Consider the following 15,639-nt stretch of genomic DNA (forward strand, 5'->3'; position numbering starts at 1 on the left):
ATGTTAGAATTACTAAATGTCAATCCCAGCAGTGGCGAACCCATTTATCGACAATTGCACGATCAAATCGTGCGCTTAATTGTCGGCGGACAATTGCACCCTGAAGATGTACTACCTTCAGTGCGCCAATTGGCCGAACATTTGGCGGTAAACCCAATGACAGTGTCGCGTGCGATGCAACAACTTGTCGACCAGGGCTGGATTGAGCGTCGTCGTGGCCAGCCGTCTCGCGTGGCCGCCAGAACCTCTGCGAATAATGCTTCTGGTAGCAGTTTATTAGCACCGCAGTTAAGCGCATTAGTTGAGCAAGCACAACAATTAGGTGTGGATTACGACGAGTTACAGCAATTGTTAAAGCAGTTTTGGGATAAAAAGTAGTTATTATTTAGTTGAATGTTGATAGGAAAGTCGAACATGGAAGCCGAAGATAAGCCCGTTTTACAGTTTAATCTAGTCAATAAAATCTATGCCGAGACAACTAAGTCTGCAACCGGACATAAGGTGTTGAACGATTTGTCGATGACACTTTACCCTGGCATGGTGGTAGGATTACTCGGTCAAAACGGCGCGGGTAAATCGACATTAATGCGTTGCGCGTTAGGGATTGTCGATATCGACAGCGGCAACATCAACACCTTAGGTGAATCGCCTGAAGCGCTATCTATTGCCGCAAAACAGCGTATTGGCTATGTACCACAACAGCCTTTTGGTTATGAAGGCTTCACCATCGATAAAGCCTTAGAATTGCACCGCAGTTTTTATTCCCATTGGGACATCGCCTTAGAGCAAGACTGGTTAAAACGTTTTGATTTAGATGTCACTCAAGCCGTGCAAAAACTGTCTGTCGGTCAGCGCCAATCTTTAGCATTAATCATGGCGATGGCGTATCGACCAAGCTTGTTATTACTCGACGAACCCGTTGCCAGCCTCGACCCTATCGCCCGTCGGCAATTTATGGGTGACTTATTTGATCTCGCCCTCGATTCTGGCTCGGCAGTTTTATTTTCATCGCACATCACCTCCGATTTAGAACGTGTCGCCAGCCATGTTGCACTAATTAAAAAAGGCGAGTTAGTGCTGTTTAAAGAAATTGATGCCCTGCGCGAAGAGGTTAAATTACTCAGTATTAGCGATGACACTCAGTTACCTGCAAACTATAAAATATTAAGCCAAACCGGGCAAACCGTGCTGGTGGACACCCAGGGTAATCCAGAGGTTATTGCAGGTGTACAAAATGAAAAATCATTAAATTTAGAACAGTTATTTATGGAGCTGCACCGATGAGTGCGCTGCAAACTCACAGCCCACTAGCTACATGGCGTAAACCATACCAAGGGATGTTGCGCTTATGGTTATATGACTTAGGCAGTGTCAGCTTTTTGGGCACAAGCCTGCTTGGGTTGGTATTGGGGATTGTGTTGTTAATCAGCGGAAAAACCGACGTGGTGAGTTTGTTTTTTGCAATGTCGACAGTCTCTGCCGCTGCCAGTATTGCCTGGCAGTTAAATCGTTTAGTGGCGACTGAGTACAGCCAATTAATTCCGGGTTATCAAGCCAATGTATTGCAACAAGCACTGACTATTGCAGTGGCTATTATTAGTTTGCAGGTGTTGGCGTGTGTGATCTTTTCGGCGTATGACGTGATAGCGCAATTGTGGTTAGCCGTTGCGGTAGGGCTTGGATTTATTTGGCTCTGCTTGTGGCGTAGCCACTATTTTCACTTATCTTTTGCGCTGTTTATTATGGTGCCATTTTTAGACGAGCTCGCCTCTAGTGTGTCGCAGTGGGCCAGTTTAATCATTGTCGCTATGCTGTTTTATCGTGTGACTGTTTTGTGTCGGCAACTGCGCTGGAACAGCGATGCTCGGGTGGTGTATCTCAATGCTGTGCAAATGGGTTTGATGTGGTTACCAAGTATTAAAGGTTTCGCGTGGATTAGCAGATTCGAGCGCTTGTTTCATCCAATGAATTTCTTTATTGGCCCAGTATTAACCATGATGATGTTAGCCCTGCCTGTTATTGCTATCGGGTTAATGCTGTTTTCGTGGCTGTTTGACTTTAATCTGCCTGCGATATTTTTAATTGCTCAATTCTCGGTAATAAGCTGTGCGATTATTCATTGGAGCCGTATTCAGCGTTGGCGTGCCACCGAAAGCTTATTTTTATTGCCTTGTTATAGCGGGTTAAACGGGATGAAAGACGCCTTTTTTTACAGCCAATATCGTTTTATTGCGGCTATGGTGTTCATTGTCACAGGGATTGGTTTATTGCAATTCTTGTTTTATCCACAATTTAGCTTATTGTTTTTAGTCCACTTAGGGTTAAGCACCTTTTGGGGTTGCGCAATTATGCTCGGCACTGGGTCGGCAAGCCGTAATAGCCACCAAGCAACCGCGGCAATGTTGGTGGTGTTTGTACACTCGATAATTGTGTCGATGAGTTTTGCCGCACTAAGAGATGGCGACAGTATTACCCTGTGGCTATTGTGGGATATTCCGTTAGCCGTAGTGGGTGTGTTGGCATTAAGCTGGGGTAAACGTCAACTTTGGAAGCATGGCATCACCGCGCCTTAAACCGGCGTTTGTTGTTTATCAGTTTTGCTTGTGAACGTGATGTTAATCGCACTTATAGAGTAAAAGCTCTTATGGTTTTAATTGGCTTAAGGTAGAATGCAAAAAGCGGAACACCTGTAAGCTAAAAAGGCCACTGTTAAATGTCATTAAATCAATACCACGTCGTACGACTTCTGCAACAGCAAAGTCAGTCTTTAGGCAATAATATTGCTCTAGAAGGCTTCGAAATGCCAGCTCCTTGGCATACTGTTACTTGGAATAAATTCAATACATTAACTGACACTGTTGCCCAGCTGCTGATTGAGTTTGGCTTACAAGTGCAAGACAAAGTAGTGATATTGTCACAAAACTGCCCACAGTGGACTTGTGCTGATATTGGTGCACTTAAAGCGCGTAATGTAGTGGTGCCTGTCTATCCAACCAGTACACTTGAACAAGCGGTGTTTATTGTTAATGACGCTCAAGCAAAATTAATTTTTGCCGGTGATCAGCAGCAATATGACATGGCGTGTGACATTGCCGCTCAAGCCGACTGTGTGCAACAGATTGTCGTGTTTGATGCCAATGTTAGCTTACGCGCTGACAATCACCTGTATTTTGATTCGCTATTAACCGCACAATTTAATCCAAGTGTGACCCAGGAGTTAACCAGCCGACTAGCCAATACCAATCTTGATGACTTGCTCACATTGATTTATACCTCTGGCACAACTGGTAACCCAAAAGGGGTGATGATCGATTACCGCAATTTTGCCTCGATGATCAATCAACATGACCAAAAATTACCTTTTACCGCCGGTGATGTGTCTTTAGCCTTTTTGCCGTTAAGCCATGTATTTGAACGCGGCTGGAGCATGTATGTATTGTGTCGTGGCGGACATAATGTTTATTTAAATGACACCAATAAAATTAAACAAGCTCTGGTTGCCGTTAAGCCGCACACCTTATGTGTCGTGCCACGATTTTTAGAAAAAATTTACAGTGCCGTTCACGACAAAGTCGGTAAAGCGCCTAAAGCACGCCAAGCATTGTTCGCCTGGGCGATGAAAGTCGGTAAGCGTCAATTTGAAGTAGACCAAGGCCGTGCTAAATCGAGTTTATGGTTAAGTGCCCAGTGGACGCTGGCGAACAAGCTGGTTTACAGCAAATTACAACAGGTGCTCGGCGGCCGACTTAAATTTATGCCAGTGGGCGGCGCGGCACTCGATGTCAATGTGGGTAACTTTTTCCACAGTATTAGCGTACCTGTGTTGTGTGGTTACGGCATGACCGAAACCTGTGCCACAGTAACATGTAATACCCTAGATAATCGCGTGCCAGGCTCAAACGGTAAGCCGTTAGATGCCATGCAAATCAAGCTGGGCAAAGACGATGAGATTTTAGTCCGTGGCAACACGGTAATGCGTGGTTATTACAATCGCCCCGATGACACCGCCGAAGCCTTTGAAGACGGCTGGCTAAAAACCGGTGATGCCGGGCGTATTGATGAGCAAGGTAACTTGTATATTACCGACCGCATCAAAGAGTTAATGAAAACCTCTAACGGTAAATACATTGCCCCACAGCGCGTTGAAGGTAAGGTTGCATGTTGCCCGTTTATCGAACAAGTGGCTATTATTGCCGATGCACGCAATTACGTGTCAGCGCTTATTGTGCCAGCATTTGAAGCGTTAAATACCTGGGCCACTGCGCAGGGCATACATGTTGAAAACCCTATTGAACTACTGCGTCACTCGCAAGTGGTGGCGCATTTTGAACAGCGCTTAATCGAGTTACAACATGAATTAGCCGGGTTTGAAAAAATCAAAAAATTCACCTTGTTGCACGAAGCATTCTCGATGGAATCTGGACTTATCACTCCAACACTAAAGCTGCGACGTAAAATGATTTATAGCAAATATCACAGTGAAATTAATGCCATGTATGGGCAGTAACGCTTCATCAAGAACACCCCCAAAGGACGCATTCGCGTCCTTTTTAGTAATACTTAGTGATAATTGTCAGTAGTTCAGTAGCGGTACAATACTCTATTTTAAAATTAGGCAGCATAGAGGGAACTATGGAAATTATCACGGTAAATGGAAAGCCTGTTTTTAGATCTAGCACTCAGTCGTTTTATGACAATCATTTAGCTAGAAAATTGCTAGTGATGTTTTGAAGATATGAGTGTTGAATGATGAAAAATACGCAAGGTGAGGATGTTACTTTTGGGGGATTTCCTCCCTTGTTGTCATTTATAGCCTTTTTAATTGCTTCTGTGCTGATGACTATATCATTAGGTGTAGGGGCATCTATTGCATTGAGTTTTTATTTTGACCCTTCACCAGAAGCAATTTTAGGCGTGTTAGCCGTTTTATCTATCATTTTTTTCTTGGTGAATTACCAAGTTATTCTAGGTTCATTTTTTGCCGTCAAGGTTCTAAAGCTATTCCAATATGCTCTCTTAGTTTTACTGATCCCTATTGTGATAATAGAAGACTTTTCCGTGGAATTATTTATTGCTAAATTGGTTTCAGCAATTTTAGCGATGAGCTCAATTTTTATTTTAGACAGTAAAAAATATCGATTTTTTGTTCAACATCGATTAAATAGTGTTGAAGACTATAAATCTGTTCTTGCGGAGATAGCTGCTGAAGAAGGCGCTAAATATTAAAACCGCTCTTCGTTGATTAAACTCACTTGTAGATCTGTTTTATTGGTCAAAAAGTGTAATCAGTCCTTGGACGTTACCCGCCTTAATTTACCTAGTTATTTCAGGTGAGTTAGTAAAATTAATGGCTCGAAAAGGCAACATAAAAATTATCCATGAATTTCGTTTACATTTAATGGATGCCGTTGGAGTTTCAATGAGCGTTTCTGGTAGCCTATTCAATGGAACAATTGAAACAATGGCTATTGGTATATATGAAGAGCTCGCTGATTGATGAAAAGACAAACTAAAAAGAAAAGTGATGGCGATATTGTCGGATTATTTCCACCTATGAAGTCCATAGGGGCTTTTTTAGCTACGATACTATTCATGATGCTTGCCATATCGCTTTTAAATTTTCTCATTTTAGAGTTTTATTTTGGTATAGTTGATATAGGGAGCGAGCTTCTATTCTTATATTTTGCGGCATTAGTAATTCTTTTCAATGGCTTCAATTATGCAATTGTTAGAGGATCTTTCTTTGCTGTAAAAGTCTTAAAATGGTATTTCTATATTTTATTTATTATATTTTTGCCGACAGTGTTTTTAATCGCACAAGAGGCCACATTTATTTATGCATATCTGTTAGCCGTCATTGTTTTATTCATGTCACTTTACCTGTTACAGAGTAAATACTATCAAATTTTTGTTGAGTATCAGTTTGATGCTTTAGAGGACATCAAGGAAGTTCGTGCTGAAATAGCGGCTGAAGTTGCAGCAGACAAAGCTAAGCATGGAAATAAGTTCTAGTTGTTTGGCTTTAGAGTGACAATGATTTAAGCCGATATTTGATGGCATTTTGTCTGTTTAGTTGATTTTGGCCATCATAGATGAGTACGATTCCCAATCGAGAAAATAATTTTATTCAATTTTTTAGATGGTTACTGTTTGCCCCCTAACATGCCCCAATAATTCCTTCGCAATAAAGACATTTTTAATGACCTTGAGTGAGATGTGTCGTTAGAATGGGTTAATGACATTTGTTCATCGAAAAACATCAATGGACTCAACATAATAAGAAAGGACTTTTTTGTGGCAGACACTCAATTTAACATGACCCTTAAACCGCGTTTTTGTGAAACCGATGCTTTAGGGCACATCAATAACACCGTGATCCCTGTGTGGTTTGAAGCTGCGCGTGAGCCGATTTTTGATATTGTAAATCCAGGGCAAGATTTAACTAAATGGAATATGATTATTGCCGGTTTTACCATCGCCTTCGCCGCGCCAACCTACTACGGCACTGAAGTGACGGTGAAAACTCACATTAGCCGTTTAGGCAACAGTAGTTTTGATATTTTACAAAGTTGTTGGCAAAACGGTAAAAAGACCGCAGAAGCCACTACCACCATGGTGCATTACAATTATCAAACCGAAAAAAGCGAACCATTGGCCGACAATGTGCGCCAGCAATTAGCTGCGTTAACGGGTCCGGTTAACGGCTAATTAGCGCAAAAACTTAACCACATAACTGCAGCTGGCATTAATATGAAAACCTTCAGATTTTGCCCATGCCAGTCCAGTACGCACTAGCTTTTCTGCAATCCCCTGGCCGCGCAATGCTGGTGGAACAAAGGTGCGATGAAAATCAATGCTTTGGTCCGCTAAGTGGTATTCAAGCATGGCTTCAACGCCTTGAATGTTGACCACAAAACGATGTTGTTCGGCTTGGTGCTCTACGGTGACGACGTCTTGATTACTCATGGTGTTATCCTTGTAGTGTATTGATTTCAATATTTATTACAGACATTTACTGATGCTTCGATAGGGCGGCCAGTAATTCTGGGGTTAATTTGGCTTTTTGCCCCGTTTTAAAGTTAAACATCACCACTTTAGCCCAGCCCTGTGTGGTGACCGATTGCTGAGCCTGGCTAAACACGGTGTAATGCATCACGAAGCGGTCTTCTGTAATGTCGCTAATTTTGATGCCTACAATAATTGAGTCAGGAAACGTCAGCGGGCGCTTAAAGCGGGCGTTAGTTTCGCTTAATACCGGGCCTACACCAGTGGTTTTTAAGTCGGCAAGTAGGTTAATTTGATTAAAGAAATCGAGACGCGCCGTTTCAAAATACTTAAAATAGACCGAATTATTAACATGTTGCAGTGCATCCATTTCCCCCCAGGCGACTTGAATTTGAGTGCTGATAGCGTGTTTGGCTAAAAAGTCTTCCATGGGATACCCTGTGTGAGATTGAAATTAAACGCTTGTTTGAAAGCGTCGTTAATCTACCAGTCACAAGACGGAACAACAAGGGTTATGGCCACTGGCCGACAATTTATAAGGACTTTATCTTGCCAAAACCGACATTATTAACCACCTCTAGCACATGGCTGTCGTCTGGTTGGGCGGTATTTTCAGCACGGCTAACAAGGTTACAAACCCAACTAAGCTTACCGCAAAAGTTGTATCTGCTTGCGATAGTATTATTGTTTACTACAGACTCTGTGGTTTGGGTAGCAGTGATTAGTGTTATCGCAATGTCGATTGAGTTTTGGCATTTGTTTGAACGTATGTGGCACAGTTTGGCGGGTAAGGCGGTGTTATTATTGTTTTATGCCATTGTAGCTAACTTTGCGGTTGCCAGTTCAAGCTCGGTGGTAAACGATGTAGTGGGCGTGGCATCGAACAGTTTCAATTACACTCACAACTTTGCAATATTGCTTTATATTCCTGCGTGGAGCGTGATTATGAGCAGTATTGTGTTGTTGCTTTTACAGCTTATTTTCCCGCTAATGTTTAGCGTGTCGTTTTTATTACGTCCCTTTGGTGTGACTAATTTTAGACTGATTAATCATCAACATTTTCATCGCACCACATTTTGGGTGCGAGTGGTGCTTGCGGCTGTGGTGTTGTATCACTTGGCCATGTTAATGGATCTTTACGGCCAAGTAGAAAAAGCCTTAGACGACCCGCAAGTAGTGCAACTCGTTGAAGCCCAACCTGAAGAAGCGTTAATAGTCGAAAACGATTTGGCTTTGGTTGCGAGCGGCCTAGCAAAAGAGGTGAAGCCGAAACCTAAACCAGTACCTAAAGCTAAAACGGCGGCAGAAATAGAGCGTGAAAAAGAATTAGACGCTATCGATGAAATTGCTAAACAACCTTATAACCAACTACGCAGCCAGTATTTTTCGAGCGTGCGTAAAGCGATTGCCTTATTTGCGTTCCAGCTTGAGGCCAATGCCAAATCGCGTTGTAAAAAGTCAGCGAAGTCGCATGTGGTAGAACTTAATGATTATGAAATTTTAGAGATCACTCCTGATATCAATGGCGAATATGGTTACCATTTTGAAGTGAAGAAATGCATCTCGCCGGCGTTTCCCAGTTAAGTCTGGTGAGTTATGGTGAGCTAGGTAAATAAGATGAGTTGGGTGAACGAGCTTTGCTTTTAACGAAAACAAAAAACGACCCTTAAGGTCGTTTTTTTAGTCATATTGTTTAAACCTGAGGCTTAGTCAAAATTCAGCTCATTAAAACTGGTCACTTTTTTACAATCTGCTTGGCGCTGGCCGGCAAAGCGAAGCATTTGGCAGGTTGTCATTCCCGCTGCTGCAGCGGCTTTTAGCTCTTCAGCAACATCTGACACAAACAAAATTTGCTTTGGCTTGAGGCTAATCGTATTGCAAATGTTGCAATAGGCTTGCTTGTCTAATTTATTGCCTGTGCGACTATCAAAATGGCCGCTAAATGAAGGGGTTAAATCACCTGAGTCAGAGTGGCTAAATAACAGTTTTTGCGCTTCGACAGAACCTGAAGAAAAGCTATAAATACGGATACCTTTTTCTTTAATGCGCTCAATGCTGTCGATAAAGTCAGGGTAAATATGCCCTGTAAAATCAACACGATTGTAGCCTTGCTTCCAAATCAAACCTTGTAAGGTTTTCAGAGGAGTAACTTTTCGGTCTTCGTCGATCCACTGCTGTAAAATTTCGGTCACACGCGCTAACGAGGCATCTTGCTCAAGGGCGATATCTTTAATGTCGCTGATGCAACAATCAACCAAAACATTGTGTTGGTTTTGCTCAAGAAACTCAGCCATTGCAGTGCGTGAATATGGAAATAACACATCCTGAATAAAGTTAAGATCGGTAGTGGTACCGGCGGTATCAACGATGATAGCTCTAATACTCATAAGATTTGTGACTCCCAAACAATAATTAACTTAATGATGATCCTATGCTTTATTGGCCGCTAAGGCTAGTGCTATTGATTATATAGCGTCGAGGTTTGACGACTTTTAGTACAAGATGTGAGCTAGATTTAGATAATGCTAAATTGCCTTGTGTTAGTGGGTCTGTTAGGTTCAACAAGGTGTATAAAACAAGGACGATAATATGGCTACAGTAATTAACGGCTACACCACTAAGGGATTGAATTTATGGGGGCGATGCCTGTTTATTGGCTCGCTGTTACTGAGTGTCATCGCTGTAAATACCCATGCTGCGAATGCGCCGAAAATTGATGCATTTCCACAGCCGCAAACCGAGATCCTCAGCGTTAACTTAAACTCATTTAGCACCGCGGCCGACTTTGTTGTGACGTTACCTCATGGCTATGCCGAGCACCCCGACAAACGTTATGTGGTGTTATTGGATCTCCATCCTCGCAGTCATTTGTATTTAAGCGGTATGCACGATTGGATGAGCCATAATGGTGGTTGGCCGTGGTTAGACACCATTATTATTACTGCGCCAAATGGCCATAAAGGGTTGGGGGAGTTAAAGTCTGCCGCGATTGAGAAACGAGGCGATCAAGGATTACTCGACTTTTTTGAACAGCATTTGCTGCCCGCCATCGACAAGCAATACCGCACCAATGGCTTTCGAATTTTTAACGGCTTTACTGGCAATGCTGGCTTAGTGTTGCATAGCTTACTCAATCGCCCTCAGTTATTTAATGCTTATATTGCTGCCAGCCCTGTGCTGTCTGATGATTTTGCCTTTGTGCTAAACGATGCGTCTAAGCGGCTTAACACTCTCAAGGGTAAGCAAAGATTGTTGTTTATGAGCACCAGTGACAGCGATTTTGAACAAAGACAACTCGACTCGTTTGCCATGCTTGAAGATATGCTTGTAACCCACGCCAATGCGCAACTGAGTTATAAAATAAAACGCTTTGATGGCAGTTATTATATGACGCAACCCATTTTGGCGACGGCCATGGGTATCGAGATGATATTTAACGATGTGCATACTGTATTGGCTGCAGACTCCGCAATATCACAACAAGGAACGAGTGCGATTTTAGCCTACTATAAACGCTTGTCTGATGACGTGTATGGTTTTGATGTACCCGCTATTGATTCGTTATTGGCACTTGGAGACAGTTTTGTTGACAATAATCCTGCACAAGCGATTGCGGTCTATCAAGATACGCTAAATGCTTATCCGGAGGCGCATAGCGCGTATCATGCTTTAGCCATAGTATATGCGGACTCAGGCGAGTTAACTAAAGCGATAGCGGCTGAAAAACAAGCCTTAGCAAATACTGAACATCCGTTTTATCTGAACAAATACACTCAGCAATTAGCTAAGTTTCAACAGCCTCAACAATAATTCACACCAGTCAATGTAAAGTGTCACAGGGCCGAGCTGTCCTGTGACACACGTTATCATGGCCCGTTAATCAACCTATTTTGTGGTTTCGTGGGCCAGCCACTGGTTAATTTTTTGTTCCATTAAATCCAGCGGCAATGCGCCGTTTTCTAATAAACGGTCGTGAAACACTTTAATGTCGAACTTATCACCTAAGGTTTGTTTGGCTTTTTCACGTAACTCTATAATTTTCAATTCACCGAGTTTGTAACCTAGCGCTTGCCCTGGCCATACGGTGTAACGTTCAATTTCGGCTGTGGCTTCTGATTGATGAATTCCTTCGGTGGCAATGGCATAGTCAATGGCTTGTTCGCGGCTCCAGTCTTTTGCATGCATGCCAGTATCTACGACTAAACGCACTGCGCGATGCAGCTCAGATTGTAGGCGCCCAATATCGTCAATTGGGTCATCGGCATAAATGCCCATCTCGGCAGCTAAACGTTCAGCATACAAGGCCCAACCTTCGCCCGCAGCGTTAGAGTAAAACACGGTACTGAGTAATGGCAGTTCATCAGATAAGCCAATAATGGTTTGCAAATGATGCCCAGGATTGGTTTCGTGATAAGTCAGGGTTTGCAATGAATATGATGGCAATGAAGCCGTGTCATATAAGCTTATCCAAAACGTACCTTTACGGTTGCCATCTTGTGATGGTGCATCGTAAAATGCGCCACTAGTTGATGCCGCGCGGCTGTCTGGTACCGCTTCAATCGCTACGTCTTGATTGGGTAAACGACCAAACCATTGCGGTAACTTAGCGTCAATAAGTGCTAAATCAGCATCAATATCGGCCATCAGCTGTTGCTTGCCTTCAGGTGTATTGGGGTAAAGGTATTTGGGATCATTTAGCAATATTTGCATGCGCTCACCCACAGTGCCGTTAACATAGCCGACTTTTTTCAGTAATCCGTCCATTTCTGCGGTGATACGTGCAACCTCTGTTAACCCAAGCTGATGAATATCCTCAGCGGTTCTGTTTGAGTTACCTAAATGCTGGATCATTGCTTTGTACAGCTTTGCACCTTGGGGTAGGTGGCCAATACCTGCATTATGGCGAGCCTTGGGCTGCACAGCTTCTAGTGCAGCAATTAATTGGCGGGTTGCTGCGTAGTATTTGGTATCGACTAATTCAGCGGCTGATTTAACCAAAACGTCACGATTAACCACGTTAGCCGTATTGAGTTTAGCGTAAAAGCTGGTGACTAAAGGGTGAGTATTTGCCGGGCCACTTATTTGAGATTTTAAGCCGCTCAAAGTGTTATTAATCACAAAGTCTGGCGGGATAACACCCACTTCTACATCATGGTTTAATTTGTCGATTAAGGTGCCCATCGCCGCAGGGTACATGCTTAAGCGAGTTAAATAAGCCTCAGCTTCGGCGGTATTAGTGACGGCAAATTTGTCTTCCATGTAACCTGGAAACTCAATCTGTAAGCCTGATAAATGATTCACAGCATAAGGTAAAAACCACACGCCATATTCGCCCAAGACCGTGCCATAATTAACTACTTTAGCGGGTAATAATGCGCCTTTAATTTCAGACTCAATGGCCGCTAAGCTGACTTTTTCTGATTCGGTTAACGTTTTAACGTCAATGGCTTCAAGTTGCTTGAGCATCGCTTTTAAGCCATTACGCCGATGGGTTTCACCTGATGGACTGTAGTCTGTGAGTTTTGACATGATTGTGGCATTGATGCTGGCATCACTGACACCATAATAAGTGGCAATTTCCGGGCGCATGACAAAGAAATCTTTAGTTATTGAGGCCATTTGTTGCTTAAGGCTTTGGCTTGTCGCGGCGCTAGTTTGGCTCGCTTCACCTGTTGTGCTGTCGGTTGGGGTTGCTGAATCAGTACATCCGCTGACAAGTAGGGCGATTACTAGGGCGTTTATTATTTTATTCATGGGTTACTCTGCCGGGCTGGTTGGCGAATTAGGCTACATAGCCAATGACTTCTCGTTATACTTCTCGTTACTTGTGCTAACGACTTATGCCAACTACTTATGTAAGTGAATTAGTCGGTTTTGCTAGTCAATAAGGGTATTGAATGTCGATGGTTTTTACGGTTATTGACGACTGTTACTGACTAGGTTTTTTTCACCAGAGGTGTAAGCTTGGTGATGTATCGTGTTCGATTTTGGTTATGGTAGCAGTTTTTAGCGTTAGATCACGATTTTACCGAGTACAGAAATATAGTCTAACCTTAGGACTGTTTAATACTGTTATTTAATCCCCTTATTAGCGCCTTATTTAGTGCGCAATATTGCTACAAATCCTTAGAACTGCTTATTAATACGGTTAAATATAAAGGAGCGAGATATGTTAGGTGAAAGCCATGCGTTATTAGTCGATTTTCCTGAGTACACAGTGACCATTTTAACGTTAATTGATGGTGACAGTGAGTTTGCTGCCAATGCTCGTCGATATCATGATTTAGACACTGAAATCCGCAAATTAGAGTTGAGAAATTCCCCAACGAGTGATGAGTTTATGCATCAAGCTAAACACGAGCGATCTGTGCTTAAAGATAAGCTTTATCTTCAGTTTACTAAAACGTAGAGGTTTTTCGGCAGCGAGGTGTCGATAGTATTTTTCGTCTTCCCGGCAGTGTTTTTAAGCCGGGATCCCGGTGTTAGTTTTTGTTGTGTTGTACTCATGCCCTGCGGCCACTAACGTCGTGGCGCTTCGCCCACACCAGACCAAGAGGAAACCAACGGCTGCTCCCTCTTTCTTTTTTATAAAAGAACTGGCCCAGCCGCCACATCAAAATTATCCCATTTAATTTAAATAATAGAGGCGATAATTTCGCTACGTGGTTAAATCCAGCTTTTTGACTGCGCTTGTAGCCAGCTTCAATCCATCTTGTCATAAAGAGTGAAAATGCTAACGCTCAGATAGAAGTCTGATGTGAATTCCTTCACATCAGGCAAGTGGCTGAGCAACAGGGATGTACTGGTGCGTGTCGGAGAGTGAATGCCATGATAAACCTGTGACATGAGTATTCAGTGATACATTCTTGGCTCTAAGGTTTTCAAGCTAATTCAAGCTAATTCAAACTCGATCTAATACACAATTAATTCATGCTTTATATCATTTACTCTTTCACAAACACCTGACGGCCGTTTACCCAGGTGGCGATGACTTTGTTTTGCCATATTTGTTGCGGGTTGATAGCAAAGTAATCGTCCTCAACCAGAATAAAGTCTGCTTTCTTGCCGGATTCTAGCGTACCTAATAACTGCTCTTGGTGGCCGGCATAGGCTGCGTCGATGGTGAAGCTTTTAAACGCTTCAATACGCGACAATTTCTCACCCGCTAACCAACCATCTAAAGGTTTGTTGAGATGATCTTGGCGGGTGACAGAAGCGTGTAGACCAAAAAATGGGTTTGGCGATTCAATCGGAAAGTCTGAACCATTAGCGATGACCGCATTAGCGTTTAACAATTTACGCCATGCATACGCACCGGCAAGGCGGGCTTTGCCTAAACGATTTTCAGCCATGTTCTTGTCGCTGGTGGCGTGGGTTGCTTGCACTGACGCGATAACGCCAAGCTGAGCAAAGCGGGGCACGTCGGCAAGGTCGAGTATTTGTGCATGTTCAACACGGTGGCGTAATGCTTTGGAGTCAGTTGCTGCAATGGCGGTTTGATATTTATTGAGCACCACTTGATTGGCGTTGTCGCCAATGGCATGGGTGTTGACCTGAAATCCGGCTTTCATTGCCTGTAAAATGAGTTTGCCTAATTGATCGTCTGAATACAGCATTAGCCCTTTGTGACCGGGTTGATCTGAATATTCTTTAATTAACGCAGCGCCGCGGCTACCTAAGGCGCCGTCGGCAGATATTTTTACACTGTCGACTTTAAACATGTCGTCGGCAGTGGTGATGTGGCCTTGTTTTAAGATGTTATCAAACCTTGGATCTTCAACCGACAGCATGCCATTGACTCGTACGCTCATGGCATTGTTAGCCGCCAAATGTTGATATGCTTTGATATTATCGATGCTGATGCCGGCATCATGTACGCTCGTGAGTCCGTATGAGGCTAAACTGTCCATTGCTAGGGTTAAGGTTGATTGTAATTGCTGCTGATTAAGGTCTGGAATGATGTTAAAGACTAAGTTCATCGCATTATCGATAAGCACACCGGTAGGGTTACCTTGCTCGTCTTTAACTATTTCGCCGCCTTCTGGCGCAACAGTCGTGGCGGAAATTCCGGCCAGAGCTAACGCTTTGCTATTAACCCAAATAGCATGGCCATCAACACGGCCAAAAGATACTGGATTAGCTGTAAAGGCTTTATCTAATGTGTCTTTGGTTGGGAATTGTTTGCTGTCCCATAACTCCTGGTTCCATCCGCGGCCCATTAACCAATTATCTGTGGGGTTTTTCTTAATGAATGCTTGGGCGCGTGTTACGGCGTCTTGTTCGCTACTGGTGTTGGTTAAATCAGCGGTTAATAAGCTTAAGCCGTAACTGAGCACATGACCGTGGGCGTCGATTAATCCTGGCAGTAAGGTTTTACCTTTACCATCAATGGTGATGATATCGGTTGAAGAGGGTAAAGTCTGGTCTTTGGTGAAGAGTTGGTCGACTTTATCGTCGGTGAACTGAATCGCATTAAAGGTGTGTAATTTACCGTTAACTAAGGTGTAGCCATTAACATCATGTACTAATGTGGTTTGCGCAACGGTGTTGGCGCTTAAACCGGTCAGGCACAATGCTACCGACAGTGCTAAATACCCTTTTTTCATCATTTTATCCCTTTATGCAATTCATAAT

At 43.1% G+C, this 15,639-nt stretch carries 15 protein-coding genes; 10 read left to right on the forward strand and 5 right to left on the reverse strand.

Features of this window, described 5'->3' with window-relative positions; all coding sequences use genetic code 11:
• The 7 genes from ACROAE_RS12540 (at position 1) to ACROAE_RS12570 (ending at position 6,708) form a co-directional block, all read left to right on the forward strand.
• On the forward strand, positions 1 to 378 hold the full coding sequence (locus ACROAE_RS12540; RefSeq protein ID WP_432402212.1) for a GntR family transcriptional regulator: 378 nt from the start codon (positions 1 to 3) through the stop codon (positions 376 to 378).
• Positions 379 to 414: 36 nt separating this feature from the next.
• Entirely contained in the window at positions 415 to 1,284 is an 870-nt protein-coding gene (locus tag ACROAE_RS12545) for an ABC transporter ATP-binding protein (RefSeq protein WP_432402214.1), read from the forward strand.
• Complete coding sequence (locus ACROAE_RS12550) at positions 1,281 to 2,573, forward strand: ABC transporter permease (protein ID WP_432402217.1); 1,293 nt, start codon at positions 1,281 to 1,283, stop codon at positions 2,571 to 2,573. The genes ACROAE_RS12545 and ACROAE_RS12550 overlap by 4 nt, the downstream gene beginning before the upstream one ends.
• A gap of 140 nt (positions 2,574 to 2,713) precedes the next feature.
• Positions 2,714 to 4,507, forward strand: a complete 1,794-nt coding sequence (locus ACROAE_RS12555; RefSeq protein ID WP_432402219.1) for an AMP-dependent synthetase/ligase — start codon at positions 2,714 to 2,716, stop codon at positions 4,505 to 4,507.
• Between the two features lie 239 nt (positions 4,508 to 4,746).
• Positions 4,747 to 5,226, forward strand: coding sequence for a hypothetical protein (locus ACROAE_RS12560; protein ID WP_432402221.1), 480 nt, complete (start codon positions 4,747 to 4,749; stop codon positions 5,224 to 5,226).
• Positions 5,227 to 5,496: 270 nt separating this feature from the next.
• A complete protein-coding gene (locus tag ACROAE_RS12565; protein ID WP_432402223.1) occupies positions 5,497 to 6,012 on the forward strand; it encodes a hypothetical protein in 516 nt (171 codons plus the stop codon).
• Between the two features lie 303 nt (positions 6,013 to 6,315).
• Complete coding sequence (locus tag ACROAE_RS12570) at positions 6,316 to 6,708, forward strand: acyl-CoA thioesterase (RefSeq protein WP_432402411.1); 393 nt, start codon at positions 6,316 to 6,318, stop codon at positions 6,706 to 6,708.
• Here the strand turns inward: ACROAE_RS12570 and ACROAE_RS12575 are convergent, their stop codons facing one another.
• Both ACROAE_RS12575 and ACROAE_RS12580 read right to left on the reverse strand, forming a co-directional pair.
• Positions 6,709 to 6,966, reverse strand: coding sequence for a GNAT family N-acetyltransferase (locus ACROAE_RS12575; protein WP_432402225.1), 258 nt, complete (start codon positions 6,964 to 6,966; stop codon positions 6,709 to 6,711).
• Positions 6,967 to 7,012: 46 nt separating this feature from the next.
• Positions 7,013 to 7,435 carry an acyl-CoA thioesterase gene (locus ACROAE_RS12580; protein WP_432402227.1) on the reverse strand — a complete coding sequence of 141 codons (423 nt, stop codon included), beginning with the start codon at positions 7,433 to 7,435 and terminating at the stop codon, positions 7,013 to 7,015.
• 119 nt (positions 7,436 to 7,554) lie between these two features.
• On the opposite strand from ACROAE_RS12580, the gene ACROAE_RS12585 reads away from it, so the two are divergent.
• A complete protein-coding gene (locus tag ACROAE_RS12585; protein ID WP_432402229.1) occupies positions 7,555 to 8,589 on the forward strand; it encodes a hypothetical protein in 1,035 nt (344 codons plus the stop codon).
• Between the two features lie 122 nt (positions 8,590 to 8,711).
• Here ACROAE_RS12585 and mtnC read toward each other — a convergent pair whose 3' ends face one another.
• A complete protein-coding gene (mtnC, locus tag ACROAE_RS12590) occupies positions 8,712 to 9,392 on the reverse strand; it encodes an acireductone synthase (protein ID WP_432402231.1) in 681 nt (226 codons plus the stop codon).
• Positions 9,393 to 9,594: 202 nt separating this feature from the next.
• Here mtnC and ACROAE_RS12595 point away from each other — a divergent pair, with 202 nt between their 5' ends.
• Positions 9,595 to 10,815, forward strand: a complete 1,221-nt coding sequence (locus ACROAE_RS12595; RefSeq protein ID WP_432402233.1) for an alpha/beta hydrolase-fold protein — start codon at positions 9,595 to 9,597, stop codon at positions 10,813 to 10,815.
• A 75-nt stretch (positions 10,816 to 10,890) separates the two neighbouring features.
• Here ACROAE_RS12595 and ACROAE_RS12600 read toward each other — a convergent pair whose 3' ends face one another.
• Entirely contained in the window at positions 10,891 to 12,759 is a 1,869-nt protein-coding gene (locus tag ACROAE_RS12600; RefSeq protein WP_432402235.1) for a DUF885 domain-containing protein, read from the reverse strand.
• Between the two features lie 415 nt (positions 12,760 to 13,174).
• Here ACROAE_RS12600 and ACROAE_RS12605 point away from each other — a divergent pair, with 415 nt between their 5' ends.
• Positions 13,175 to 13,414, forward strand: a complete 240-nt coding sequence (locus ACROAE_RS12605; protein WP_432402237.1) for a YdcH family protein — start codon at positions 13,175 to 13,177, stop codon at positions 13,412 to 13,414.
• Between the two features lie 535 nt (positions 13,415 to 13,949).
• Here ACROAE_RS12605 and ACROAE_RS12610 read toward each other — a convergent pair.
• Complete coding sequence (locus tag ACROAE_RS12610) at positions 13,950 to 15,614, reverse strand: amidohydrolase (protein WP_432402239.1); 1,665 nt, start codon at positions 15,612 to 15,614, stop codon at positions 13,950 to 13,952.
• Positions 15,615 to 15,639 lie beyond the last annotated feature (25 nt).

The sequence above is a fragment of the Shewanella sp. MF05960 genome (assembly GCF_050849305.1).
GTDB lineage: Bacteria > Pseudomonadota > Gammaproteobacteria > Enterobacterales > Shewanellaceae > Shewanella.

Excerpts from the sequence above, each read along its gene's own strand:
- ACROAE_RS12540 (WP_432402212.1), top strand. The coding sequence starts at position 1 with ATGTTAGAATTACTAAATGTCAATCCCAGCAGTGGCGAACCCATTTAT.
- ACROAE_RS12545 (WP_432402214.1), top strand. The coding sequence starts at position 415 with ATGGAAGCCGAAGATAAGCCCGTTTTACAGTTTAATCTAGTCAATAAA.
- ACROAE_RS12550 (WP_432402217.1), top strand. The coding sequence starts at position 1,281 with ATGAGTGCGCTGCAAACTCACAGCCCACTAGCTACATGGCGTAAACCA.
- ACROAE_RS12555 (WP_432402219.1), top strand. The coding sequence starts at position 2,714 with ATGTCATTAAATCAATACCACGTCGTACGACTTCTGCAACAGCAAAGT.
- ACROAE_RS12560 (WP_432402221.1), top strand. The coding sequence starts at position 4,747 with ATGATGAAAAATACGCAAGGTGAGGATGTTACTTTTGGGGGATTTCCT.
- ACROAE_RS12565 (WP_432402223.1), top strand. The coding sequence starts at position 5,497 with ATGAAAAGACAAACTAAAAAGAAAAGTGATGGCGATATTGTCGGATTA.
- ACROAE_RS12570 (WP_432402411.1), top strand. The coding sequence starts at position 6,316 with ATGACCCTTAAACCGCGTTTTTGTGAAACCGATGCTTTAGGGCACATC.
- ACROAE_RS12575 (WP_432402225.1), bottom strand. The coding sequence starts at position 6,966 with ATGAGTAATCAAGACGTCGTCACCGTAGAGCACCAAGCCGAACAACAT.
- ACROAE_RS12580 (WP_432402227.1), bottom strand. The coding sequence starts at position 7,435 with ATGGAAGACTTTTTAGCCAAACACGCTATCAGCACTCAAATTCAAGTC.
- mtnC (WP_432402231.1), bottom strand. The coding sequence starts at position 9,392 with ATGAGTATTAGAGCTATCATCGTTGATACCGCCGGTACCACTACCGAT.
- ACROAE_RS12595 (WP_432402233.1), top strand. The coding sequence starts at position 9,595 with ATGGCTACAGTAATTAACGGCTACACCACTAAGGGATTGAATTTATGG.
- ACROAE_RS12600 (WP_432402235.1), bottom strand. The coding sequence starts at position 12,759 with ATGAATAAAATAATAAACGCCCTAGTAATCGCCCTACTTGTCAGCGGA.
- ACROAE_RS12605 (WP_432402237.1), top strand. The coding sequence starts at position 13,175 with ATGTTAGGTGAAAGCCATGCGTTATTAGTCGATTTTCCTGAGTACACA.
- ACROAE_RS12610 (WP_432402239.1), bottom strand. The coding sequence starts at position 15,614 with ATGATGAAAAAAGGGTATTTAGCACTGTCGGTAGCATTGTGCCTGACC.